Below are 24278 nucleotides of genomic sequence, written 5' to 3' on the forward strand. Positions count from 1 at the left end.
TCCTTAATTAATAGGATTTTACATTTTTTCTGAAGACCCAAAATGTGTATAATCCTCAAAACTCGTTTATACGTGAAGCCTCAAATAATGGCGAATTTCTAACCGTTGTTAGAATTGAATCAACAAAAAATAAACAAGGCTTGGTTTTGTTGAAAAACGTACTAACATTTGCAATTAATTGTAGCCCAATTTAAAAGTTTCAAAAGTTTTATTCAACCTTGAGTATTGAATATTGCTGGACAAAAGCTACAATAAAATAAGCCAAAAATCCAGACAAAACAGGACTCGGGAAAATATTTCTCGGGTCTTTTTTTTCGAATAAAACCAAAGAATTCCATATAAAATAAAAGTATGACCTTTTCCCAAAATTTACTAAAAGACTTAATAAATAGCATAGCTCCCATATCCAATAAAGAGTTTAAGGAATTGATTTCAATCTTCAGTGAGAAATCGCTCAAAAAAGGGTCTAAACCGATAACTTTCGGCGAAACCTCAAACTTGATTCTTTTCGTAACCAAAGGCCTTCTTAGAGAGTACACCGTCAACAACAACGAAGAACATACGCTTTGGATAACCGGCGTTGGCGAAGCCGTACTAGACCCTGGAAGCTTTATGGTGGGCGAACCTTCAAAAATAGAAGTTGAGGCTTTGGTAAACTCTCACATAATGTACACTACTCGCCAACAGCTCGAAAATGTACTTTTTCAAATTCCGGCAATTAACGCCGTGGCACATGTTTTGTACCAAAAAAACCTTCAAGATTTTAGAGAACACATGCTTTTGTTAAAAATCTGGCCCACTCAGAAAAGACAAGAAATACTTTTTGAAAAGAAACCTCATTTGCTCAGGAAGGAAGTGAAACTAAAGCACATAGCTTCTTTGCTTAATGTACACCCCAACTCGCTCAGCCGTATCCGTAATCAACGAAACGACTAAACCTATTCTTGTGAACCGATTACGCTGAAATTAGGTTAATTCTATGACGAATTCTTGGTCTACAAACCCGTGTTTAGCAGTTCAAGAATTCGAAAAATCAGGTAAAATTCGACTATTTTGCCTATTTTTGTGATGATTTATAAAAATCTTAGAGCATGTTAATCGAACAGTTAGAGTCTATAAAAGAGCGTTTTGAAGAAGTTTCGCAGCAGATAACCATGCCTGAGGTGGTGTCTAACATGGACAAATTCAAGAAAATCAGCAAAGAATACCGCGACTTAGAAAAGGTTGTAGAAGAATACAAAAACTATAAACTCATATTGGCCAATCTCACCGAGGCACGTCAAATTCTGAACACAGAAAAAGACGAAGAAATGCGTGAAATGGCCAAAATGGAGCTGGACGAACTTCAGCCAAAAAGGGATGCAATTGAAGAGTCACTAAAGGAAATGTTGATTCCGAAAGACCCAATGGACAGCAAGGATTGTATTCTTGAAATCAGGGGTGGAACGGGTGGAGATGAGGCGGCAATTTTTGCAGGCGATTTGTTTAGAATGTACCAACGTTACGCTGTTACGCAAGGCTGGCAGTTTCAAGTGATGGACTTTACAGATGCATCTTCGGGCGGGTATAAAGAAATAGTAGTGAGCGTAAAAGGCGAAGACGTTTACGGAAAACTCAAGTTTGAGTCGGGCGTACACCGTGTGCAGCGTGTGCCGGCCACCGAGTCGCAGGGTCGTATTCATACCTCCGCAGCTACAGTGGCAGTTCTACCAGAAGCCGACGAAGTGGATGTGCAAATAAACATGACCGACATTAGAAAAGACACTTACTGTTCATCAGGAGCTGGTGGTCAGTCAGTTAATACCACATACTCTGCAGTGCGTGTTACCCACATACCCACAGGCGTGGTGGTACAGTGCCAAGACGAGCGATCGCAGATCAAGAACTTCGATAAGGCTATGACTGTCCTTCGTTCAAGAATATACGAAATGGAACTTGCCAAACACAACGAAGCCATAGCTGGCGACCGCAAATCTATGGTAGGCTCAGGTGATAGATCAGACAAAATCAGGACTTATAATTACCCACAAGGTCGCGTAACTGACCACCGCATAGGTTTTACGGTTTACAATCTGCCTACCGTAATGGAAGGCCAAGTAGGTGAATTTATAGAAAAACTAAGAATAGCCGAGAATGCAGAAAAAATGAAAGAAGGAGTGGCATAATTTGTGGTTTACCGCCAAGGCACTAAGACGCTAGGAATCAAACTTTTCATTCTAAGTAGCTCACTTATTTTCAGTAAAAATTTATGGAAAAAATAGAAATATGTTTGGCGTCAAACAATGCCCACAAAATAGTAGAACTTCAGCAAATGCTGGGGGATACGTTTTTGATAAAAACCATGAAAGACATTGGCTGTGAGGATGATATAGAAGAATACGGAACGACTTTTGAACAAAACTCTCGAATAAAGGCCGACTACATTTTTGATAAATTTGGAGTAAATGTCATATCAGACGACTCAGGACTAGAAGTGGAAGCCATAGACAACAGGCCTGGTGTGTATTCGGCACGTTATGCTGGCGAACCCACCAATCATAAGGCCAATATAAAGAAACTGCTTCAAGAACTCGATGGAACTGACAACCGAAAGGCGAAGTTCAGGGCTGTTATTACTTTGATATTAAATGGAGAGCACCACATTTTTGAGGGAGAAATTTCTGGCAAAATCTTAACTGAGCAAAGAGGCACCGATGGCTTTGGATATGACCCGGTGTTTATACCTGATGGTTATGAAACTACTTTTGCAGAAATGCCCGCCGAACTTAAGAACCAAATAAGCCACAGAGCAAATGCTGTAAATCAACTTTTGGCCTATTTAAAAACAAAAAAGTAACGAAAATCTAATCTCGTTACTTCTACACATTCTAGGTCTTTCAAGTAATATCGTCTTAGAAAGTTTCCGCTTTCTATAATTGCAATGCAAAATTGCATCAAAAAAAATCACTAAACTATTATTATATTTTCCAATACTAGTTCTATATTAACATCAAATTTGGTTTTTGTTCAATACAGATGTTAATCAAGCATGAAAGTAGAGTTCGAAAAGATAGCACCCGATCAAGGAAGTTCGTTTAAACTTATTCAATGGAAATCTGAGAACGACAAGTTCTTTTGGCATCAACACCCTGAATATGAGATTATTTATGTAAAAAAAGGCTCAGGTAAACTACACATTGGCAACCATCTTGGAGAATATCAAGAAGGCGAGGTGATGTTTCTTGGGCCAAATCTCCCACACACCGGCTTGGGCTATGGTGTGATAGGCGAGCATGAAGAGATTATAGTGCAGCTGAAAGACATTTTTTTGGGAAACGATTTTATGTCGATACCCGAAATGGACGGCATCAGGAAACTCTTCGAACGGGCTATTTATGGCATTTCTTTTACAGGAAAAACACGCCAGCAAGTTGCTCAAAAAATGGAAAACCTCACACAAATGGCCGGCCTCGACCGTTTGATTTCGCTTTTAGAAATCTTGAAAATACTATCCCAGTCTAGTGAGTTTAAGGTTCTCAACAGCCGAGATTCAAGATACGACTTTCGCCATCAAGACGAGGAGCGTATCAACCGCGTTTATAATCATGTGGAACAAAACTACACCCAAGACATAAGAATAGAGGATATTGCCGAAGTAGCCAATCTGACGGTGCCATCGTTTTGCAGATATTTCAAAAAAATGACCCACATGACGTTTACTGACTTCGTGAACGAATTTAGGATAAACAACGCCTGCAAACTTTTACATACCACCAAAGGAATCTCCGACATTTGCTTCGAAAGTGGCTTCAACAATATTTCACATTTCAACAAAACTTTTAAGTACTTCAAGGGAAAAAGTCCACGCGACTACCGAAAAGAAGTTTTATTTGTGGGTTCATTAAATTAGATTTGTAATAAAAAACAGAATACAGATAATGTCAGCAATAAATTGGGTAACCGCTAAAGAATACGAAGATATAACCTATAAAAAATGCAATGGCGTAGCCCGCATAGCATTTAACAGACCAGATATTAGAAATGCCTTTAGACCAAAAACCACTTTTGAACTATATGATGCCTTTGAAGATGCCACACACGACCCCAAGGTGGGTGTAGTTTTGCTTTCTGGAGAAGGTCCGTCTTCAAAAGACGGCGGCTGGGCATTTTGCTCTGGAGGAGATCAAAACGCTCGACAAAAAGGTGGATACCGTGCCGAAGATGGCCGTGATAGACTTAATATTTTAGAGGTTCAACGCCAAATAAGGTTCATGACCAAGCCCGTGATAGCCGTCGTAACTGGCTGGGCAGTAGGTGGTGGTCACAGCTTGCATGTGGTGTGCGACTTGTCGCTGGCCAGTCAAGAGCATGCTATTTTTAAACAAACGGATGCCAATGTGGCCAGCTACGACGCAGGCTATGGTTCGGCGTATTTGGCAAGACAAATAGGACAGAAAAAAGCCCGAGAAATATTCTTTTTAGGCAGAAATTATTCAGCCCAAGAAGCCTTTGAAATGGGAATGGTAAATGCAGTAGTGCCACACGCAGAACTGGAGGACACCGCTTACCAATGGGCACAAGAAATACTCCAAAAAAGCCCGATGGCGATAAGAATGCTCAAATTTGCATTTAATCTGATAGACGATGGCCTGGTGGGCCAGCAGATATTTGCAGGTGAGGCCACTCGACTAGGTTACATGACCGAAGAAGCACAAGAAGGCCGAAACGCATTTCTTGAGAAACGCCCACCGAATTGGGATAAATTTGAAAGGTATTCGTAAATGCCAATGTCTGTGTTCGCACAGGTATAAGGTGGAGATGCAAAACGTCAGTACAAATATTATAATTGGTAAAATTAAAATAGGAGTATCTGTGTGAGAACACACAAGCATAAGCTGGAGAAAACACTACCAGGGCATTTGACCTAAACAAAAGTCAAATAGTCAGCTTTTTTCAATAAATTTGCATCGAAATCGTTACTTATTTTTTTAGAAAACCTCATTCGATGAAAAAGCTTATAATTACTTTAGCAACTAGCCTTGCCTTGCTTTCTTGTGGCTCAACAGAAACCGAAAAAGATGCCACCTCCACTGCCACCGCATCTGAAAAAAAGAACAATCACACGCTGGTGTTTTTTGATAAAACCCAAAGTGTAAATGTAGACGATGCCTTTGTTCGTACCAAATACCAATCTGCTCTCAAAGCCCTTATCGACCAAAACATACAGACAGAAGGAGATGTTTTTGAGATATATTACATTCATGAAAACACCGCCAAAGCTAAGGTTCTGTCGCTTTCAGCACGTACAACCAAGGAAAGTTCGGAAGGCTTAAATGCTACAGATTTGGAAGCCGCCCAAACGAACTACGACATGAGCATCGGCAAAGAACGTCGCATGATTCTTGACCTCGCCGTGCAGAAAATGCTAGAAAAAAATGCCGGAGCATCCAACCTAGAAACCAACATTTCGGCGTCGGTTCCCTTACTTTCAGAAGCTTTAAATGGCAAAAAAGACGTGAAGGCATTTTATTTCTCCGACATGGTAGAAAGCCTGAAAAATGGTCGGGATTTTCACAAAGTGGCACCCATCAGCCACGACCAAGCCGAAGACTGGGCAAAAGCCGATGCCGAAAACTACAAATTATATAACCTCACCAATGCCCAGATTTCTATCATTCTACCGTTTTCACCCAACAGCTCATCAAAAGAAAATAATCCAAACGTAACCGATTATTGGAAAGTGTATTTTGAAACTTTAGGTGTAAGTATTTTAAAAGAAATTTAAGCGTGAATTAAAAAAAAGTGAATTGTTAAAAACCAACCTATCTAAGGTTTTCTACTACTTTTTAGCCATTTTAGTTAAAAGGATAATCCCTAACTCAACTCAATCATCCAACGATAAAAATTAATCGTTTTATGGGGTAGTCTTACTATATTTTTATTAAGTTTTACCCAACTAAACACTCCTGATTATTCAATAACTCAAGGCACTCATTCTATGTAAATTTGAAGTTGAACTTCAGATTTACATACTTTATAAAAACACAATTATCAAATTTTGGCCTTTCACCTACTAAGAAAACACTTACTTTTAGTTGTTTAAGTTTTCAAATACAAAGTTTTTTAGTGGAAAACAAATAGATATTCCTAGTCAATTCATTGAATTCTCTCCTTTCCCAAAACAAATCCCTAATTTTACAGAAAAAAACGCCTTTGAAAGACCTTTTGCTCGTTACGCCACCATTTACTCAGCTCAATACGCCTTATCCAGCTACGGCTTATTTGAAGGGCTTTTTGAATACCAAAGGTATTGCTGCTTACCAAATGGACTTGGGCATTGAGGTTATATTGGAGCTTTTTTCAAAGGCCGGTTTAACATCAATTTTTGCAAATGCTAAGGTAGAAGGAGCTTCAGAAAATGCAAAACGGATTTTTGGACTAAAAAATGATTATATCCAGATTATTGATGAGGTAATTGCCTTTCTACAAGGCCATAAACTTACATTGGCCCGACAGATTTGTAGTGGAAATTTCCTCCCACAAGCCTCAAGATTCTCTCAAGAAAACGATTTGGAATGGGCATTTGGAAACATGGGCATGCAAGACAAAGCCAAGCACTTGGCTACACTTTATCTCGAAGATCTTTCTGATTTTATTATAGAATGTCTTGATGAAAACTTTGGATTTAGTCGGTACGCTGAGCGATTAGGTCGAAGTGCCAATGCCTTTGACGAATTGTACGAGCACTTGCAGCAAGCACCAACATTTATTGATGAAATCACACTTAGGATTTTCAAAAAAAAACTTGAGAAAATTCAACCCAAACTGGTATGTTTTTCGGTGCCTTTTCCAGGAAATTTATACAGTGCGTTTCGTTGTGCGGCCTTGATAAAAAAACATTTTCCGAAAATTAAAACCGCCATGGGAGGTGGCTTTGCCAATACCGAACTTCGTAGCTTAAAGGAGCAACGAGTGTTCGAATATTTCGATTTCATCACGCTCGACGATGGCGAACTACCTGTTGAATTACTTTTTAAATCTGTTATAAACAAAACCATTCCAAAAGAATTCAAACGCACTTTTTGTATTGAAAATCAGGAAGTTAAGTACATAAATAATACTTCTCAAAAAGACTATAAGCACAGCGAAGTGGGTACACCAGACTACTCTGATTTGGCTCTGGACAAGTACATTTCGGTGATAGAACTCGCCAACCCGATGCACAGCCTTTGGTCTGATGGCCGCTGGAACAAGCTCACTATGGCCCATGGTTGTTACTGGGGCAAGTGCACTTTCTGTGATATTTCGTTGGATTATATCAAACTTTATGAACCCATTGCAGCCAAAATTTTGGTGGACAGAATGGAGCAAATGAGAGCCCAAACTGGCGAAAACGGCTTTCATTTTGTAGACGAAGCGGCTCCTCCTGCACTCATGCGTGAAGTGGCTATAGAGATTTTGAGGCGTGGGCTCGTAGTGACTTGGTGGACCAACATCAGGTTTGAAAAGAGTTTTACGGCAGATCTTTGTGTTTTGCTCAAGTCTTCAGGATGCATAGCGGTTTCGGGTGGGCTAGAAGTGGCCTCCGACCGACTTTTGGCTTTGATTGACAAAGGAGTCACAGTTGCCCAAGTGGCTCGGGTCAACCGCAATTTTGTAGAATCGGGTATTATGGTGCATGCGTATCTGATGTACGGTTACCCGACACAAACCATTCAAGAAACTGTAGACAGTTTGGAGATGGTCAGACAGATGTTTGAGTTGGGTATTTTGAATTCAGCATTTTGGCATCAGTTTGCACTTACGGCCCATAGTCCAGTCGGCTTAAATCCAGAAAAACTTGGCATTGTACCTGATTATAAAGACATTATGTTTGCCGACAATGACATACAATTCAGAGATTCTACAGGTATTGACCATGACAAATTTAGCTTTGGACTAAAAAAATCACTGTACAACTACATGCATGGGTTATGTTTTGAGTATCCGCTGCAAGATTGGTTTGATTTCAGTATTCCAAAAACTAAAATCCAGCCTGATTTTATAGCGGACTGTTTGGAAGACCAAGACCATAATCTTATAAAGCCCAACGCCAAGATAGTTTGGATTGGCAATCAACCTATTGTGGAGGAAATCAAAACGAAAAAAGGCCCTGCTTTGACTTTTACTTTTCATGAAAAAATGGAGACTTTCAGCATCAGTATTGAAAAAGAAAAAGGCGAGTGGTTTTTAGAAAACTTAAAATTGATGGATGTGAGAAATGCAAAAACCATCACTTTTGGAGAATTGAAATCTTCTTTCGAAAAGCAATTCGAGCATTTTGAGCTATTTTGGTACTCCAAACCCATCGACGAAATGCGTGAGCAGGGGCTTTTGATTTTGTAGGTTTTTTGTATATTTGGTGAGGAATTGGTTCGTTAAGAATAAAAAATACGATTATGACGACTGTAGCGGAGAGAGAAGAATTGAAGAAAGTGATTTTGGAATTAGTTGAAACAGAGCCTGGGTTTGTTGAAAGTCTAATAACTGATGCTGGAGAAAGATTACGTCTCGCCAAAAAGGCCAAACTGGAAAAAATTGTAAATGAAGATTTTAAAGAGTATGAAGAAGTCTTCAAAGCATTAGCGTAATGATTAATTATTTAGAAAAAGAGGATATTGTTTACATCAACAAAAGAACTGTTGCACAACATGGAGGGAACTTTATGCCTCCCAATAATTTTCTACACGAAGAAAACCTCGATTATTTATTAGAAGCTGTACAGACAGAAATGTTTGGAGAACTACTTTATCCGAAAATAACAGATTAGACAGCCTTGTATTGTTACAACGTTATTTGTAATCATATTTTTACTGATGTAAATAAAAGATCTGGTTTAGAGTCAGCGTTAGCTTTTTTAAAATTGAATGATTTTAGATTAAACAAAAGTCTTAAATATTATGATTTGCTAAACTTCATCCTAAAAATAGCCTCGGGCCAGTCCTCACTTGAAGAATGCAAAGCATGGTTTGCTGAAAACACTAGTTCGCTCAAATAATCCCGATTTTAAGTTCAATTAAAGGCATTTTTTCCGATATTTGCTTTATTCAATCACTAAAGAAAAACATGAGATTTATTATTTTGCTTCTTCTGAGCATGATTTCGTATGGGTCATTTGCTGACGACGGCTACCGACTTTGGCTTAAATATGACCGTATTCAAAACGAAACTTTAAGAAAAAATTATGCTCAGAAATTAGCTTCTGTTTCCGTCAATTTTTCTGATGAAACGGCTAAAGTTACTGTTTCCGAAATTGAAAAGGCCACTTCAGGGTTATTGGGCATAAAATCAAAGACCTTATCAAATACTGCTCAAGCCACTTTGGTTTTGAAAGTTGGAAAAATTGAAAACGAAAATCCAGAAGCTTTTGAAATAAAAAGCTCTAAAAATCAAACAGTTATCATTTCAAATACCTCCAAGGGAGTGCTTTATGGTGTTTTTGAATTGATTCGCAGAATGCAAACTTCGGAGTCTCTTGAAAATTTAAAAATAACCTCCGCCCCGAAAATTCAACTCAGAATGCTAAATCATTGGGACAATAACAACGGCACCATAGAACGGGGATATGCTGGCATGTCGATGTGGAAGTGGTATGAACTGCCTGAAAGAATAGATTCAAGATATATAGATTATGCCAGAGCGAATGCTTCTATTGGCATCAATGGAACGGTTTTAAACAACGTAAACGCCTCGGCACGGTTTATTACTCCAGAGTATTTGGGCAAAGTAAAAGCCCTTGCAGATGCATTCAGACCATACGGAATAAAGGTTTTCTTGTCTATAAATTTCGCCTCCCCGAAAATATTGGGGGGTCTAAAAACCGCAGATCCACTTGACCCTGAGGTAAAACATTGGTGGAAAAGCAAAGCCGACGAGGTATATAAATTGATTCCAGATTTTGGTGGATTTGTAGTCAAAGCCAACTCCGAAGGTGAACCCGGCCCAATGGATTTTGGCCGAACACACAAAGACGGAGCAAACATGCTCGCTGAAGCAATAGCACCTCACAATGGGTTAATTATTTGGCGTGCATTTGTTTATAATTTTGACCCAAAAGGCGACCGTTTTGCAGCAGCTTATAATGAGTTTAAACGATTTGATGGGGAATTCCTTCCCAACATCATCATTCAAGTAAAAAACGGTCCAATCGATTTTCAAGTAAGGGAACCTATCTCTCCGCTTTTTGGAGCCATGGAAAAAACACCCGTATCGATGGAGTTTCAGCTGACACAAGAATACCTCGGCTGGGCTACACATTGGGTCTACGAAGGCCCCATGTTTGAAGAAGTTTTGAAAACCGACACTCACGCCAAAGGAAAAGGCTCAACAGTAGCAAAAGTAATTGATGGCGAAGTATTTAAATATCCAATCACATCGATGATTGGCGTTGCAAATACCGGCTCAGACCGTAACTGGACTGGCCATCCCATGGCTCAAGCCAACTGGTACGCACTGGGTAGAATGGCCTGGAATCCTGAGCTAACTTCTGAAAAAATTGCTGATGAATGGGTGAAAATGACTTTCCAATCGGATTCAAAATCATCAGAAACCATCAAAAAAATAATGTTGGAGTCGAGAGAAATATATACCAACTACACCAACCCCCTCGGAGTGCATCATGTAATGGGCGAGGGTCATCATTTTGGCCCGGAACCTTGGGTAGAAAAAGCACCTCGACCAGATTGGACAGCCTTATATTATCACAGAGCAGACTCTATAGGCATTGGTTTTGACCGCACCGAAAAAGGAAGTAATTCATTGGGTCAATATCATCCTGATTTGAGGAGTAAATACAGCGACATTAATACCATCCAGCCGGAATTCTTGCTTTGGTTTCACCATGCACCATGGACGCATAAACTCCAAAATGGTAAGACCGTTTGGGATGAGATGGTTACACGGTATTACGAGGGTGTAAAATCTGTTGAAAAAATGCAAAAAGAATGGGCTACAATGGAGGGCAAAATAGACTCTGAGACCTTCGAAAATGTGGAGGCTAGACTCAAAACACAATACAAAGAAGCCCTTTGGTGGAGAGATGCTTCAGTGCTATATTTTCAGAAATATAGCAAAATGCCCGTGCCATCACCTTACCAAAAATCAACTAGAACTTTAGAAGAGTTAAAAGGTTTGGTTGATGTTTACCATGTTAGGTAATTGCACTTTAACCCAATAATAAAAAAAGGTAGCAAAATTAACGTTTGCTATCTCTATATTATATTTCAAAATATCAATTATACAACCAATCTAGAGCCTTTGGAAACTCTTGTCCCCAACGTTTTTCGTTGTGTAGGCCTTCTGGATCAAGTTCAGCCTTAATCTGGATTTTGGCCGAGTCAAAGCCTTGATTGTCAATTGTCTCCTTTAGTTTTTCAATGTTCGGTAGCATACTTTCACTTTCTTTGCCGCCGCCATAAAGATAGATTCTAGTGTCCATCGGGTTAAAAAATTCTACTGCATCAAAATAGATTTTTGGAGATGTCCATAAAGATGGGGAAAAAACCATCAATCGTCCGATTGCTTCGGGATACATCATACCTGTGTAAATACTGATTAAGCCACCCATAGAGCTACCACCAATTCCTGTAAATTGCCTTTCGGTAAGTGTTCTGTAAGTGCTATCTATCAATGGTTTGAGAGTACGTACTATAAATGTCGCATAACGCATTCCTTGGCCTTTCACATGATTTTTGTAAGGCGAAAACTCCACCTGACGATCTTCTTCCCCATGATTAATTGCCACAATGATCACATCAGACTTTCCTTGTTTTTTAAGAAGAGATAGTCGTTTGTCAATCTCCCAGTTGCCATAAACCGACCCCTCCCCAAAAAGATTTTGAGCATCGTGCATATATACCACTGGATATTTTTTATCCAGATTTTTGGCATAGTCATTCGGCAGGATGACGCTAATTTTACGCGTTTTTTTCAACTGCGGAATTTCCATGTCAATGGTTTCTACCAAAGGCATGGTTTCTTTATAGTAAGGAGTAAAGCCATTCTGCCGCCAAAGGGGAACATAGTCAAGATGCGGACGAAAAACCGGAAGTAGTGTCCTGTTTTTGCTGGTATTGCCAAAGCTATCAAGCTCCACATGCTCCCAGCCACCTTTTGTGTATTTATATTCTAAGGGATTATCTAAAGTAAAGTCTTTTTCAAATTCAAAACGATATTTGCCATCCCCAACTTTTTTCATCAAAAAATCGGTGTCACGGGGATTCCAGTTGCAAAAACTCCCTGACAAAAAAACTGGTCGGTCGTCGTTTACTAAAGTATTTACCTCTACATACATACTGCCTCTTTCTAATTTCATAAGGTAATTTTTACATTTTCGGGGTCGCAAAAATAATATTATTGAAGTTTCTTACAAACATTTGGGTGGTTTGAAGAACAAAAATGACCCGCTATATTGGAAATATTATATAATTCAGAAATTCAACTTGGATAAATGCAAACTCAAAAATGTCGTTCTGATTCGTAAACCTAATAAAACTTTCAAATGTTTTCAATTACTTCCTTCCATTCATCGGTAAAATTCAAATATTCAACGATAAAATGCTTATCATTCACCGAAAAGCACTATTGCGGAGGACGTTTTGAGTATAATTTTGAAGAAAAAAACAAAGAAATTTCAATTATGAGAACGCAAAAAAGTACATCGTCTGTTATTTGGGCAGTAGCCATTATCATTATCGGAAGTCTTTTCTTAATGAGAAACTTCGACATGCTTTGGTTTGAATTACCAAAAAACCTCATCAGTTGGAAACTTATTTTTGTCTTTATAGCTTTTGGGGAATTGGTTAAGGGCAAAGTTTTTAGCAGTATTTTTTGGGCAATAGTAGCGACAGTTTTTTACTATCCGGTTTATTTGAGCCAGTTTTCGGTCGATTCGGTGTTTGATCTCTGGCCGCTTTTGTTGATTGGCGTAGGGCTTGACATGATTATAAAAAGAAGTAGAGCTATTGATAGATGTTAAAATTTGCACAGACAATATGCAGGAAGTCTATTGTCTATGCATTTCAATATTTTATACCAAAGCTTCCCAAAGAATTTCAATCGGGTGTTTTGCATGTTTGCCTGTGCCGTCATGAATCTGGTGGCGACAACTGGTACCTGGGGCGGCTATGATAACTTCTTCGGGTTGTTGGCGAACGGTTGGAAACAAAACCAGCTCGCCAATTTTCATAGAAATATCATAATGTTCTTTTTCGTAGCCAAACGAACCCGCCATGCCACAGCATCCGCTCGGAATCAACTGCACCTCATACCCTTTCGGTAAACCGAGCATTTTTTTGGTCGGTACCATAGAAGCTACCGCCTTTTGTTGACAGTGCCCGTGGAGTTTTACTAAGCGTTTTTCGGCTTTGAATTTGGAGCCATCTACACGTTTAGCATCCATTTCTTTTGCCAAAAACTCATCTAACATCAACACGTTTTTAGACAATTCTACGGCCTGGTCTGCTAATACTGCCGAAACCAACTCAGGATATTCGTCTCTGAAAGTCAAAATAGCACTAGGTTCTATTCCCAGCAATGGCGTATTTTCATTTATTAGCTCAGATAGCAGACCTACATTTTTATCGGCCAGTACCTTGGCCTCGTCTAACATCCCTTTTGAAAGATAAGAACGTCCTGAGTCGGCATGGTTCGGAACTACGATAGAATAGCCTAACTTCAAAAGTAAATCAACCGCCTTTTTGCCTATTTCTACGTCGTTGAAGTTTGTAAATTCATCTATAAACAAAAACACTTTTCTGTCCCCATTTCCTGCTTTGGTTCCGTAATTTTTCTTAAACCAAGCCCTTAGAGTGGTTTCAGATAGCAGGGGCATGGTTCTGTCAGGATGAAAACCTACAACAGTATTGGCTATTTTTCTTAAAGGAGCGTTTTTGAAAACAAAATTATAAGCCCAAGGAATATATGATGCCAAAGCCGACATTTTTGGATAATTTCCAATCATTTTCGAACGCAACGGCACTCCATTTTCCTTTTGGTATTGATACATAAACTCCATCTTGAGCTTCGCCATATCCACATTCGATGGACATTCTGACTTACAAGCTTTACATACCAAACAAAGATCTAATACTTCTTTTATTTCCTTAGAATCAAACCTGTTAAGTTTGTCAGATTGTGTCAGCGTTTCTCTAAGGATGTTAGCCCTAGCTCTTGTAGTATCTTTTTCGCTTTTGGTAGCCATATAAGACGGACACATGGTTCCTCCACTTAGGTGTGACTTTCGGCAATCGCCCGAGCCGTTGCATTGCTCGGCGTGTTGAAGAATATCTTGCCCTTTAAACCTAAACATGGTCTCAAAATCTGGCGTAACCTGTCCTGCTGAATATCTCAAGAATTCATCCATTGGTGGAGTGTCCACTATTTTGTTGGCATTGAAAACATTGTTTGGGTCCCAGATTTTCTTCAAATCCTTGATTAAAGCATAGTTTTTCTCACCAATCTGCTGTTTAATAAACTCCCCACGTAGTCTGCCGTCGCCATGTTCTCCTGAAAGCGAACCCTTATATTTTTTTACTAAAGTAGAAATCTCTTCAGCTATCAACCTGAATTGGCCTTTTCCTTCTTGGGTTTTTAGGTTGATTATCGGTCGCAAATGCAGCTCGCCCGTGCTGGCATGTGCATAATGCACGCTGTACATATTGTTTTTGGTCAAAATCTCATTGAACTCTCTTATGAATTCTGGCAAGTCGTTGACATCTACCGCAGTATCTTCAATCACCGCCACCGCTTTTTCGTCACCTGGCAAGTTAGAAAGAAGTCCGAGACCAGCTTTTCTCAAAGTCCAACATTTTTTGATATCATCACCAAAAAGTATCGGAAAATGGTAACCAAATCCGGCTGTTCGCATTTCTGCCTCCATTTCGGCGGCCAATTTGTTCACCTCTTCTATGGAATCTCTCGAAATCTCCACGCAAAGCAAAGCACCAGGGTCGCCCTCCACAAAAAACCGATTGGCCATTTGCTCCTTATTGGCTTTGGTACATTCCAATATATAATGATCCATCAGCTCAACCGCACTTGGTTTATATTTAAGAGCTATCAAGTTGGCTTTTAGTGAATCGTCTATGGTTTCGCAATGCACCGCCACCACACCTTGGAATTTAGGAGGAAGTGGATTTACATGGAGTTTCATTTCCGTGATAAACATCAATGTACCTTCAGAGCCAGCTATCAATTTACAGAAATTGAATCTCTCAGTTGAATTTTCATTGAAAACCTCCGTTTCCAAAAGTTCATCTATCGCATAACCTGTGTTTCGTCTAGGAATACTTCTTTTCGGGAATTGCTCTCTTATTTCTTCTTGGACTTCCTTTGAAGAAAGTGTCTCGAAGGCATTTAAATACACTTTATCTTCGAGCGAGAGCGTATTTTTGGATTTAATTTCAGAAATTTTGTCTGTAAAATCTGTCTTCGAAATATCCTTAAAAGTTACAAAACTGCCATCACTCAAATATCCTTGCACTTCCATTAAGTGCTCTCTTGCACTGCCATATATGACTGAATTGCTACCACATGAATTGTTGCCTACCATACCGCCTACCATGGCTCGGTTGGCAGTGGAGGTTTCAGGGCCAAAGAACAAACCTTGCGGTTTAAGATACATGTTTAGCTCATCTCTCACCACTGCGGGTTGCAGCCTTACCCAAGATTGGTCTTTATTTACTTCAAAAATTTCTGTAAAAGTCTTTGAAACGTCTACTATTATACCGCTTCCGACAACTTGCCCTGCCAGAGAAGTTCCGGCTGTCCGAGGAATAAGCGTTGTATTATTTTCATTTGCAAAAGATATGAGTTGCTCAATGTCTTTGTGGTCTTTCGGAAAAACTACACCCAGTGGAAATTCTCGATAAGCCGACGCATCTGTGGCATAAAGCGTTCTCATGACCTGATCGTCAAAAATCTCACCTTTGAAATTGGTTCTAAGGCTTTCGAAACTTATACTTTTCATTAAAAAATGATATTTGGAAAATTGTCTCAAAGATAGTAGCTAAAAATTTATTTTAAATAACAAAATACAACCATCTGGTGTTACTAATCGTAATTCAGAAACATTAAAAGCATCAAAATATGATTAAATAAAAAAAATTTCTTTTTCAAAATTTTGGACTTTAGGAACTTCTTTTTGTAGTTTTGTGGGTTGAATCTTAAAAACGTGCAATATTTAATCAAAATGTGAAATGTTTTTTCGAGGAGGCAAAACTAATTTACTTTAATTTTTAAACAATTAACCTATGATGAACAGATTCTACCAATTCGGTCGAATGGTCTTCGACTTTGGGGCAAATCAATTAACGAGCAAAAGCTCTTTAGTGGTTTTAGTCTCAATGTTTTTCTCATTTTCAGTTCTTGCTCAAGACATTACTGTGAGCGGAAAAGTATCAGACAAATCAGGTGATGGTCTTCCTGGAGTTACCGTTCAATTGAAGGGTTCATCTAAAGGAGTGGCTACTGACTTGAATGGTTCTTATTCAATCGCAGGAGTTTCTAGCAATGGAACTTTGACATTTACATTTGTGGGTATGACTTCTCAGGAAGTTGCCATCGGTGGTCGTTCTACTATCAATGTAACTTTGGCTGACGACGCTGCCCTTCTTGAAGAGGTGGTTGTAGTAGGTTATGGTACACAGAAAAGAAAAGAAATTTCTGGAACAGTAACAAGTTTAGGAAGTAAAGATTTCAATGCGGGTATTGTTACGAATCCATTGTCTGCTGCTCAAGGCAAAGTGGCTGGTTTGGTAATTACTCAAAGTAGTGGAGATCCTAATTCTACTCCAACGGTAAGACTTAGAGGTACTGGTTCATTAAGTGCTGGATCTGAGCCTCTTTATGTTATTGACGGCGTAATTGGTGCTCCAATCCAAAACGTTGCTCCAGAAGATATTCAAACCATGGATGTTTTGAGAGATGCTTCTTCGGCCGCTATTTATGGGTCAAGAGGTGCTAACGGTGTTATAATTATAACTACCAAAAGAGGTAAGGCTGGGGTTCCTACTGTAGACTTTAACGCATATTTAGGTACGGAGAAAATCTCTCAAAGACCTGATTTGTTAAACGGTGCTCAGTTTAGAGAAGCAGCTAAGAAATACAATCAAACATTTACCGATAATGGTGCTAATACTGATTGGTTAGATGCAATAACTAGAACAGCAACTACTCAAAACTACAACTTGGGTGTTTCTGGCGGATCTGACAAAACTTCTTTCAGAGCTTCTGTTGGATATTTAGACCAAGTTGGTACATTGATTGGGTCAGGAAAAGATAGATTAAATGCTCGTTTGAATTTAGATTCGAAAGCAATTAACGATAGGTTAAATCTTAAGTTTAACTTTTCGGCATCTCAGACAAATTCTGATATTGCTCAAAATATTGCATTGGGCTTGGCTCAAAACATGCGTCCTACAGACCCTGTTCTAAATAATGATGGTTCTTATTACCAAATTCCAGGAACATTTGCAAACTTCAATCCGCTAGCTGTGGTTGAAAATAGAACTCAAAGTGAAAAATTGAACGACCTATTAGGAAATGTTCAAGCTGCTTTTACAATTGTTGACGGTTTGACTTTTAACATTGGAGGTACTCTAAGAACTCAAGGAAAAGACATCAATGCTTTTCAGAACTCTATGGCGAATGTTCCATTGAGAGGCTCTGCTGGGAACTCAGGATTTAGAGGAAACGAAAACCAAACTGATAAGCAGTTTGAAACTACTTTAAATTGGTCTAAAGCTGTTACTTCAAACAGTACTTTGAATTTATTAGGTGGTTACACTTATCAGGACGTAGTTTTTGATGGTTTTGGTGTAACAAACAATAATTTCTTAACAGATATTCTTGGTGCAAACAATATCGGTTCTGGTCTTGGAATCAGAACGAATCCAGGGTTTATTGGCTCATACAAAAACGAATACAAGTTGGTGTCGTTTTTAGGTCGTGCACAATATAGCCTAGCCAATAAGTATTTTGCTACAGTAAACGTTCGTCGTGATGGTTCTACCAAATTTGGTGACAATAACAAATGGGGTTTTTTCCCATCAGTATCATTAGGCTGGACTTTGAGCGAGGAGGCTTTCTTGAAAGGAAACTCAGCTGTTGATAACTTGAAACTTCGTGTATCATGGGGTAGAACAGGAAACTCAGAGGGTATCAGACCACTTCAGTCTAGATCATTTTATGGCCCTAATGGTTCATATTACGACGGCAGTACTGGATCATTCTTACCAGCTTATGCCATTAATTCAAATCCAAACCCTGACTTGAAATGGGAGATTAATGAAAACTACGGTGCTGGTTTAGACTACTCACTATTGAAAGGTAAAATTTCTGGTTCGGTTGACTGGTATACACGTCAAACACAAGATTTGCTTTACACTGTAAATGCTCCTCAAGAAAAAGGATTCGTTTATCCTACGATTTTGGCTAACATAGGTACTATGCAAAACAGAGGTGTTGAGTTTACTTTGGCTTATCAGTGGGTTGATACTAAAGACTTCTCTTTTAGTTCTACTTTGGCTTCTTCATTTAACAAAAACAAAGTTGTTAGCCTTGCAAACAATGATTTCTCAGCACCAGACGTAGTGTTTTTACCAACGAGCTTAGGTAATTTTATTAGAGGTACTTCGGCGGTGAACTTCTCTATATTGCAAGCTGGACAGCCGGTAGGTGTATTCTATGGTGCTCAAGTAGCTAGTATTACTGACAAAGGGACATATACGTTCAAAGACTTAGACGGTAATGGTAAAGTTGAGCCAAGTGATGGAGATAGAACCTATTTGGGAGATCCAAACCCAAAATTTGTTGGTAGTTTAACTAACCAATTCACTTACAAAAAATTTGATTTCTCGTTTATGCTAACAAGCAACATGGGAGCTAAAATAATGAATACTAATCAGTTGCTTTTGGGTAGACAAGATGGCCGTGTTGCAGAGAGTAATGCCCTAGCTTCTGCATTGACTTCGAAAATCAATGACTCTCAAACTATTCCAATGGACTATTATGTTGAGTCAGGTAATTTTGTAAGGTTGAACAATGCTTCTCTGGGTTATACATTACCTATTTCTAGCAAGGCAATTAAAAGAGCACGTATTTATGTAGCAGGAAACAACCTATTGTTATTTACAAAATACTCAGGTGTTGATCCAGAGGTTAGCCAAGAGTTAAGGGTTGAGGGTGATAGACGTGCACCAGGTGTAGATGTGCGTGAAACATATTACAAAACTCGTGGTTTCATTGGTGGTGTAAACATTAGTTTCTAACCATTTAACATTATTATCATTTAAATTAATATTAATATTAATATGAACAATTTTAAAAAATATTTTTACCAAGTACTATCTGTAGGTGTAGTTTCTACATTTGCCCTACAGTCTTGTACGGATTTAACTGAACCAGTGTATGATGCAATTCCAGCTGATCAGTTTTTGAAGACAGATGCTCAAGTAGCTGCTGCAGTAGGTCCAGCTTATTCTGGAATGAGAGGATTAACTTGGGACTGGTTTAACCCTTCTGAGGCAACTTCTGACGAATTAATAGTTCCGACACGTGGTGGTGACTGGTTTGACAACGGTGATTGGTTGGCATATTCACGTCACACATGGACTGCTCAACATGGTCCAATTAACGGTATGTGGGGTTTTATTTTCGGTAATATTTCACAAGTAAATCAATTGTTTCCTGCTGTGGCTGCAAACAAAGCTGCGGTTGATGAATTGAGAGCTATTCGTGCATTTTATTATTTTATGGCTATTGATGCCTTTGGAAATGTGCCAATCGTAACTGGTGCTTCTTCTTCGGCTGCTACAAAACCTCGTGCTGAAGTATATGCATTTATTGAGAAAGAACTGACTGAAGCAATTCCTAGTCTTCCTTCTGGAAAGGCATATAGCCGTATGACCCAAGATGCTGCTACTATGTTATTGGCTAAGTTGTACTTGAACGCCGGTGTATATAAAGGTGCTCCAGAGTGGCAAAAGGCATATGATGCAATCAATAAAGTGGTTACTTCAAAAAATGGTTACTCGTTGTCTCCTACTACTTTGGCTAGTTTTACTACTCAAAACCAAGGATCAGGCGAATCTATTTTCAATATACCATTTGATAGCTTTCTTGCTGGTGGAATGAACTTCCAAATGAGAACTCTTCACTATGCCAACCAGCAAACGTATGGTCTAGGAAACTCTCCATGGAACGGTTTCTGTACATTAGCTGATTTCTACAACTCATTCGAATCAGGTGATGCTCGTCAAAATATGTGGATCAAAGGTCAGCAGTTTTCTGCTTCAGGTGCTGCTTTGAAAGATGCTAAAGATCAGCCTTTGGCTTTCATAGCAGATTTTAAGAAAGATCAAATGACCGATGCCGATCCTGAGTTCCAAGTTGCGGGTATTCGTTCTCAAAAATATGAGATTCAAAGAAACAACCCTAATGGAGACCAAGACAATGACTTTGTATTCTTCCGTTTGGCTGATGCTTTGCTTATGAGAGCAGAGGCATCACTATGGTTAGGAAAAACTGCTGATGCTTTGGCTGATATTAACAAAGTAAGAGTTAGATCATTGGTTGCTCCTTTGACAACTGTTACTAAGGAAGATATACTTGCTGAAAGAGGTCGTGAATTGGCTTGGGAAGGATGGAGACGTAATGATATGATTCGTTTTGGAGTATTCTCTAAAGAAAGGAAGTTTATGAAAGTAACTGACAAAACTAGAGAGTTGTTCCCAATACCTCAAAACCGTATTGATGCCAACCCACTGTTGAAGCAAAACCCTGGATATTAATATTTAATATTTTTGGATATTTAAAAAAGCAGAATCTTTTGATTCTGCTTTTTTGCTTTTTACCAATTTCAATTCAGGGACTTAAAGCATTATATATAAGCTCCTTCTTTTTTGTATTTGGCTTTATGCGTATCTTTGCATTGAAAAATAACCTATGAATTAATGAAGAAACTACTCGGTTCAGCCTGTGTACTTCTGTTTGCTGTTGCTTGCAATAAGCCTGCTGACACATTATTCGAAGAACTTCCTTCGTCTCAAACCGGAATTTCGTTTGTAAACAGGAGTTTGCACCGTAAAGATTTTAACATATTTAATTATAGAAACTTTTATAATGGGGGTGGCGTGGCAATTGGTGATATTAACAACGATGGCCTGTCTGATGTTTTTGTTACTTCTAACTTTGAGGAAAACAAACTATTCCTTAACAAGGGGAACCTGACCTTTCAAGATATCTCGGCGAAATCAGGAATTAATTTAAAGAAATTTTGGTCTACAGGAGCGACGTTTGCCGATGTCAATGGTGATGGTTTAATGGATATTTATGTTTGCAATTCTGGCAGCCGTGACCAAAGAGGAAACCAGTTATTTATAAACCAAGGTTTAAAAGATGGAATCCCACAATTTAAAGAAAAAGCCAAAGATGCTGGTCTTGAAGATGGTGGTTTTTCAACGCATGCAGCATTCTTTGACTATGACCGAGACGGCGACTTGGACATGTATTTGTTGAATAATAGCTTTACCCCAATAGATAAACTCGGGTATCAAAATCTAAGAAATAAAAGAGATAATTTGGGAGGCGATAAACTATTTAGAAACGACAGCCATGACAATAACGAAATAAAATTTACGGATGTTTCTGAGGAAGCCGGAATATATGGAAGCTTAATAGGATTTGGCCTTGGGATTACAATAGGAGATGTCAATAACGACAATTGGCCAGATATTTATATTTCAAATGACTTTTATGAACGAGACTACCTCTATATCAACCAGAAGAATGGGAAATTCAAAGAAGACCTTGAGAACGAAATGCCGCATATTAGCTTGAGTTCAATGGGTGCTGATATGGCAGACATAAACAATGATGGCAATCTTGACATTTTCGTAACCGACATGCTTCCTGGTGATGACAGAAGACTGAAAACAACAAGCATTTTTGAGGGATATAATTTGGTTGAATTGAAATTGAAACAAGGGTTTTGGCATCAATATATGAGGAACAACCTGCACTTGAACAATGGCGATGGTACTTTCAGCGAAATTGGGCAATATGCTGGTGTCCATGCAACAGATTGGAGTTGGGGTGCTTTGATATTTGACATGGACAATGATGGCCACAAAGACCTTTTTGTGGCAAATGGTATTGCAAAAGACCTAACGGACCAAGACTTCGTGGATTTTCTGGGAGATAGAAACACCATGCAACAGATGCTTGACGGTAAAAAGTTTGATGCTAAAGAGTTTATTGATAAGATTTCAGCTAAACCTATTCCAAACTACGCTTTTAAAAATATTGGAAATCTAAAATTTGAAAATCAGGCAAAAAATTGGGGATTGGAAGGACCGGGATTTTCGAATGGTTCTGCTTATGGTGATTTAGACAATGATGGCGATCTTGATTTAATTGTAAACAATGTAAATGCTGAACTTTCAGTATATAAAAATAAATCAAATGAAAAGTTAAAAAACCATTTCCTCGTATTTAAACTCAAAGGCTCAGATAGAAATCTCTTTGGAATTGGGGCTATGGTATATGTTTATCAGCAAGGTGAGCAAAAAGTATTGCAACAAATGCCCAATAGAGGCTTTCAGTCTTCTAGTGACTTGCAAATGGTATTTGGGCTAGGCCAAAATGCGAAAATAGACTCAGTTAAAGTCATTTGGCCAAATGATAAGATACAAATAATCAAGAATGTAAATTCTGACAAAACTATCACCTTGAATATAACAGAGGCCAAGGTTGATTTCAAAGAAATACCTAAAGCTACTGCTCCAATATTTTCGGATGTTACAAATACAAGCTTAAGTTATAAGCATCAAGAAAACCAATTTGTTGATTATGACAGAGATGTATTGTTAAAGCAAAAGCTTTCTACCCAAGGGCCTGCAATGGCTGTGGGAGATGTAAACGGAGATGGCTTGGATGATGTGTACTTGGGAGGTGCCACAGGGCAATTGAAAAAACTATTCATACAGCAAAAAAGTGGACGTTTTATAGAATCAAGTCAGATTGATTTTGGAATGGATGTTACCACAGAAAACACAGATGCGATATTTTTTGACGCAGACAAAGACAAAGATTTAGACTTGTTTATAGTAACAGGAAGCAACGAATTCCTTGAAAATGCTCCCGAATTACATGATTTATTATATATTAATGACGGCAAAGGTAATTTCAAGAGAGATACAAGATTTCCTGCAATTTATGAAAACGGCTCATGTTCAACCGCAGGAGATTTCGACAAAGATGGCGATTTAGATTTATTTGTAGGCTCCAGAATGATTTCGGCCAAATATGGTTTAAGCCCGCAAAGCAATTTTTACATTAACGACGGCACTGGTGGTTTTAAGAACCAATCAAAAAGATACATGCCTCAGATTACCGAGCTAGGAATGGTTACGGATGCTGAATGGGTGGATACCGATAAGGATGGCAATCTTGATTTGATAGTGACGCAGGATTGGGGCGAAATTGTGATTTTCAAGAATGAGAACAAAAACAGATTGGTATTACAGCAAAGTATTAAAAATAGCAGCGGTTTATGGAAATGCATTAAAACTGTAGATATTGACAATGACAGTGATATGGATTTTGTTGTAGGTAATATGGGAGAAAATACAAAACTAGTTGCCTCCGAAGAAACCCCAGCAACCCTTCTTACAAATGATTTTGATAAAAACGGTTATTATGAGCAAATAATATCTTGCAAAACTGAAGACGGCAAAAGCTACCCGATGGTATTGAAAGGAGAGCTACAGAGAGCCTTACCCATGATAAAAACCAAGTTTATTAAGTACACAGAATATGCAAACAAAACAGTTACAGAGCTGTTTGCTGAAGAGCAAATGAAGGATGCAATCCAGCGAAATGTAGTAACAACAAAGACTGTTGTGTTAATAAATGATGGAAAAGGCAATTTTACAATCAAAGCTCTGCCAAAAGAAGCACAGTACTCTCAAGTGGGAGCGATTGAAACCGGTGATTTTAACAAAGATGGGATTGTTGACTTAGTTTTGGCGGGAAATTTCTATGATGTTCTGCCCGAATGGGGAAGATTCGATACAAACTATGGACTATACCTAAAAGGCAAAGGTAAAGGAGAATTTGAGACGGTTTTGCCGAGTAAAAGTGGTTTTAGAACCGTTGGCCAAGTTAGAAAAATGTTAAAAATCAAAAGTTTTGGAAACAAAGAATTGCTGATTTTGGCCAAAAACAATGATAATGCCCAAGTGTTTAACTTTTAATAATTT

Annotated in this window: 17 protein-coding genes; 15 read left to right on the forward strand and 2 right to left on the reverse strand. The window is 38.6% G+C overall.

Going from position 1 to position 24278, the window contains the following annotated elements:
• The first annotated feature begins 351 nt into the window (after nucleotides 1–351).
• The 11 genes from EGI26_RS15000 (at nucleotide 352) to EGI26_RS15045 (ending at nucleotide 11175) form a co-directional block, all read left to right on the forward strand.
• On the forward strand, nucleotides 352–936 hold the full coding sequence (locus EGI26_RS15000; protein ID WP_255079616.1) for a Crp/Fnr family transcriptional regulator: 585 nt from the start codon (nucleotides 352–354) through the stop codon (nucleotides 934–936).
• Nucleotides 937–1091: 155 nt separating this feature from the next.
• Nucleotides 1092–2165, forward strand: coding sequence for a peptide chain release factor 1 (gene prfA, locus EGI26_RS15005; RefSeq protein WP_255079617.1), 1074 nt, complete (start codon nucleotides 1092–1094; stop codon nucleotides 2163–2165).
• A gap of 83 nt (nucleotides 2166–2248) precedes the next feature.
• Complete coding sequence (gene rdgB / locus EGI26_RS15010; RefSeq protein ID WP_255079622.1) at nucleotides 2249–2836, forward strand: RdgB/HAM1 family non-canonical purine NTP pyrophosphatase; 588 nt, start codon at nucleotides 2249–2251, stop codon at nucleotides 2834–2836.
• Nucleotides 2837–3028: 192 nt separating this feature from the next.
• Entirely contained in the window at nucleotides 3029–3889 is an 861-nt protein-coding gene (locus EGI26_RS15015; RefSeq protein WP_255079625.1) for an AraC family transcriptional regulator, read from the forward strand.
• A 28-nt stretch (nucleotides 3890–3917) separates the two neighbouring features.
• Nucleotides 3918–4760: a 1,4-dihydroxy-2-naphthoyl-CoA synthase gene (locus tag EGI26_RS15020; protein ID WP_255079627.1), complete on the forward strand. Its 843-nt coding sequence runs from the start codon at nucleotides 3918–3920 to the stop codon at nucleotides 4758–4760.
• 224 nt (nucleotides 4761–4984) lie between these two features.
• Nucleotides 4985–5764, forward strand: coding sequence for a hypothetical protein (locus tag EGI26_RS15025; protein ID WP_255079630.1), 780 nt, complete (start codon nucleotides 4985–4987; stop codon nucleotides 5762–5764).
• Between the two features lie 428 nt (nucleotides 5765–6192).
• The gene (locus EGI26_RS15030; protein ID WP_255079631.1) at nucleotides 6193–8364 is read left to right on the forward strand and encodes a radical SAM protein; all 2172 of its coding nucleotides are present in this window, start codon (nucleotides 6193–6195) and stop codon (nucleotides 8362–8364) included.
• 53 nt (nucleotides 8365–8417) lie between these two features.
• Nucleotides 8418–8609, forward strand: a complete 192-nt coding sequence (locus EGI26_RS15035) for a hypothetical protein (protein WP_255079632.1) — start codon at nucleotides 8418–8420, stop codon at nucleotides 8607–8609.
• On the forward strand, nucleotides 8609–8788 hold the full coding sequence (locus tag EGI26_RS15040) for a hypothetical protein (protein ID WP_255079635.1): 180 nt from the start codon (nucleotides 8609–8611) through the stop codon (nucleotides 8786–8788). The genes EGI26_RS15035 and EGI26_RS15040 overlap by 1 nt, the downstream gene beginning before the upstream one ends.
• Nucleotides 8789–8794: 6 nt before the next feature.
• The gene (locus EGI26_RS21320) at nucleotides 8795–9016 is read left to right on the forward strand and encodes a type II toxin-antitoxin system death-on-curing family toxin (protein ID WP_409035375.1); all 222 of its coding nucleotides are present in this window, start codon (nucleotides 8795–8797) and stop codon (nucleotides 9014–9016) included.
• 68 nt (nucleotides 9017–9084) lie between these two features.
• Nucleotides 9085–11175 carry an alpha-glucuronidase family glycosyl hydrolase gene (locus EGI26_RS15045; protein ID WP_255079641.1) on the forward strand — a complete coding sequence of 697 codons (2091 nt, stop codon included), beginning with the start codon at nucleotides 9085–9087 and terminating at the stop codon, nucleotides 11173–11175.
• Between the two features lie 73 nt (nucleotides 11176–11248).
• On the opposite strand, the gene EGI26_RS15050 is transcribed toward EGI26_RS15045, so the two are convergent.
• Complete coding sequence (locus EGI26_RS15050) at nucleotides 11249–12331, reverse strand: alpha/beta hydrolase (protein WP_255079648.1); 1083 nt, start codon at nucleotides 12329–12331, stop codon at nucleotides 11249–11251.
• Nucleotides 12332–12655: 324 nt separating this feature from the next.
• Between EGI26_RS15050 and EGI26_RS15055 the strand changes: the two genes are divergently transcribed.
• Nucleotides 12656–12994: a LiaF transmembrane domain-containing protein gene (locus EGI26_RS15055; protein ID WP_255079649.1), complete on the forward strand. Its 339-nt coding sequence runs from the start codon at nucleotides 12656–12658 to the stop codon at nucleotides 12992–12994.
• A 51-nt stretch (nucleotides 12995–13045) separates the two neighbouring features.
• On the opposite strand, the gene EGI26_RS15060 is transcribed toward EGI26_RS15055, so the two are convergent.
• Nucleotides 13046–15985, reverse strand: a complete 2940-nt coding sequence (locus tag EGI26_RS15060) for an FAD-binding and (Fe-S)-binding domain-containing protein (protein WP_255079653.1) — start codon at nucleotides 15983–15985, stop codon at nucleotides 13046–13048.
• A 283-nt stretch (nucleotides 15986–16268) separates the two neighbouring features.
• Here EGI26_RS15060 and EGI26_RS15065 point away from each other — a divergent pair, with 283 nt between their 5' ends.
• The 3 genes from EGI26_RS15065 (at nucleotide 16269) to EGI26_RS15075 (ending at nucleotide 24272) form a co-directional block, all read left to right on the forward strand.
• Nucleotides 16269–19286 (forward strand): TonB-dependent receptor, encoded by a 3018-nt coding sequence (locus tag EGI26_RS15065; protein ID WP_255079654.1) that lies wholly within the window; start codon nucleotides 16269–16271, stop codon nucleotides 19284–19286.
• 42 nt (nucleotides 19287–19328) lie between these two features.
• On the forward strand, nucleotides 19329–20807 hold the full coding sequence (locus tag EGI26_RS15070) for a RagB/SusD family nutrient uptake outer membrane protein (protein WP_255079660.1): 1479 nt from the start codon (nucleotides 19329–19331) through the stop codon (nucleotides 20805–20807).
• Nucleotides 20808–20969: 162 nt separating this feature from the next.
• On the forward strand, nucleotides 20970–24272 hold the full coding sequence (locus EGI26_RS15075; RefSeq protein WP_255079661.1) for a VCBS repeat-containing protein: 3303 nt from the start codon (nucleotides 20970–20972) through the stop codon (nucleotides 24270–24272).
• Nucleotides 24273–24278 lie beyond the last annotated feature (6 nt).

The organism is Lacihabitans sp. CCS-44, assembly GCF_024343735.1.
Lineage (GTDB): Bacteria > Bacteroidota > Bacteroidia > Cytophagales > Spirosomataceae > Leadbetterella.

Coding starts and splice junctions, on each gene's coding strand:
- EGI26_RS15075 (WP_255079661.1), top strand. CDS start 20,970: ATGAAGAAACTACTCGGTTCAGCCTGTGTACTTCTGTTTGCTGTTGCT.
- EGI26_RS15070 (WP_255079660.1), top strand. CDS start 19,329: ATGAACAATTTTAAAAAATATTTTTACCAAGTACTATCTGTAGGTGTA.
- EGI26_RS15035 (WP_255079632.1), top strand. CDS start 8,418: ATGACGACTGTAGCGGAGAGAGAAGAATTGAAGAAAGTGATTTTGGAA.
- rdgB (WP_255079622.1), top strand. CDS start 2,249: ATGGAAAAAATAGAAATATGTTTGGCGTCAAACAATGCCCACAAAATA.
- EGI26_RS15000 (WP_255079616.1), top strand. CDS start 352: ATGACCTTTTCCCAAAATTTACTAAAAGACTTAATAAATAGCATAGCT.
- EGI26_RS15020 (WP_255079627.1), top strand. CDS start 3,918: ATGTCAGCAATAAATTGGGTAACCGCTAAAGAATACGAAGATATAACC.
- EGI26_RS15015 (WP_255079625.1), top strand. CDS start 3,029: ATGAAAGTAGAGTTCGAAAAGATAGCACCCGATCAAGGAAGTTCGTTT.
- EGI26_RS15060 (WP_255079653.1), bottom strand. CDS start 15,985: ATGAAAAGTATAAGTTTCGAAAGCCTTAGAACCAATTTCAAAGGTGAG.
- prfA (WP_255079617.1), top strand. CDS start 1,092: ATGTTAATCGAACAGTTAGAGTCTATAAAAGAGCGTTTTGAAGAAGTT.
- EGI26_RS15040 (WP_255079635.1), top strand. CDS start 8,609: ATGATTAATTATTTAGAAAAAGAGGATATTGTTTACATCAACAAAAGA.
- EGI26_RS15045 (WP_255079641.1), top strand. CDS start 9,085: ATGAGATTTATTATTTTGCTTCTTCTGAGCATGATTTCGTATGGGTCA.
- EGI26_RS15065 (WP_255079654.1), top strand. CDS start 16,269: ATGATGAACAGATTCTACCAATTCGGTCGAATGGTCTTCGACTTTGGG.
- EGI26_RS15055 (WP_255079649.1), top strand. CDS start 12,656: ATGAGAACGCAAAAAAGTACATCGTCTGTTATTTGGGCAGTAGCCATT.
- EGI26_RS15050 (WP_255079648.1), bottom strand. CDS start 12,331: ATGAAATTAGAAAGAGGCAGTATGTATGTAGAGGTAAATACTTTAGTA.
- EGI26_RS15025 (WP_255079630.1), top strand. CDS start 4,985: ATGAAAAAGCTTATAATTACTTTAGCAACTAGCCTTGCCTTGCTTTCT.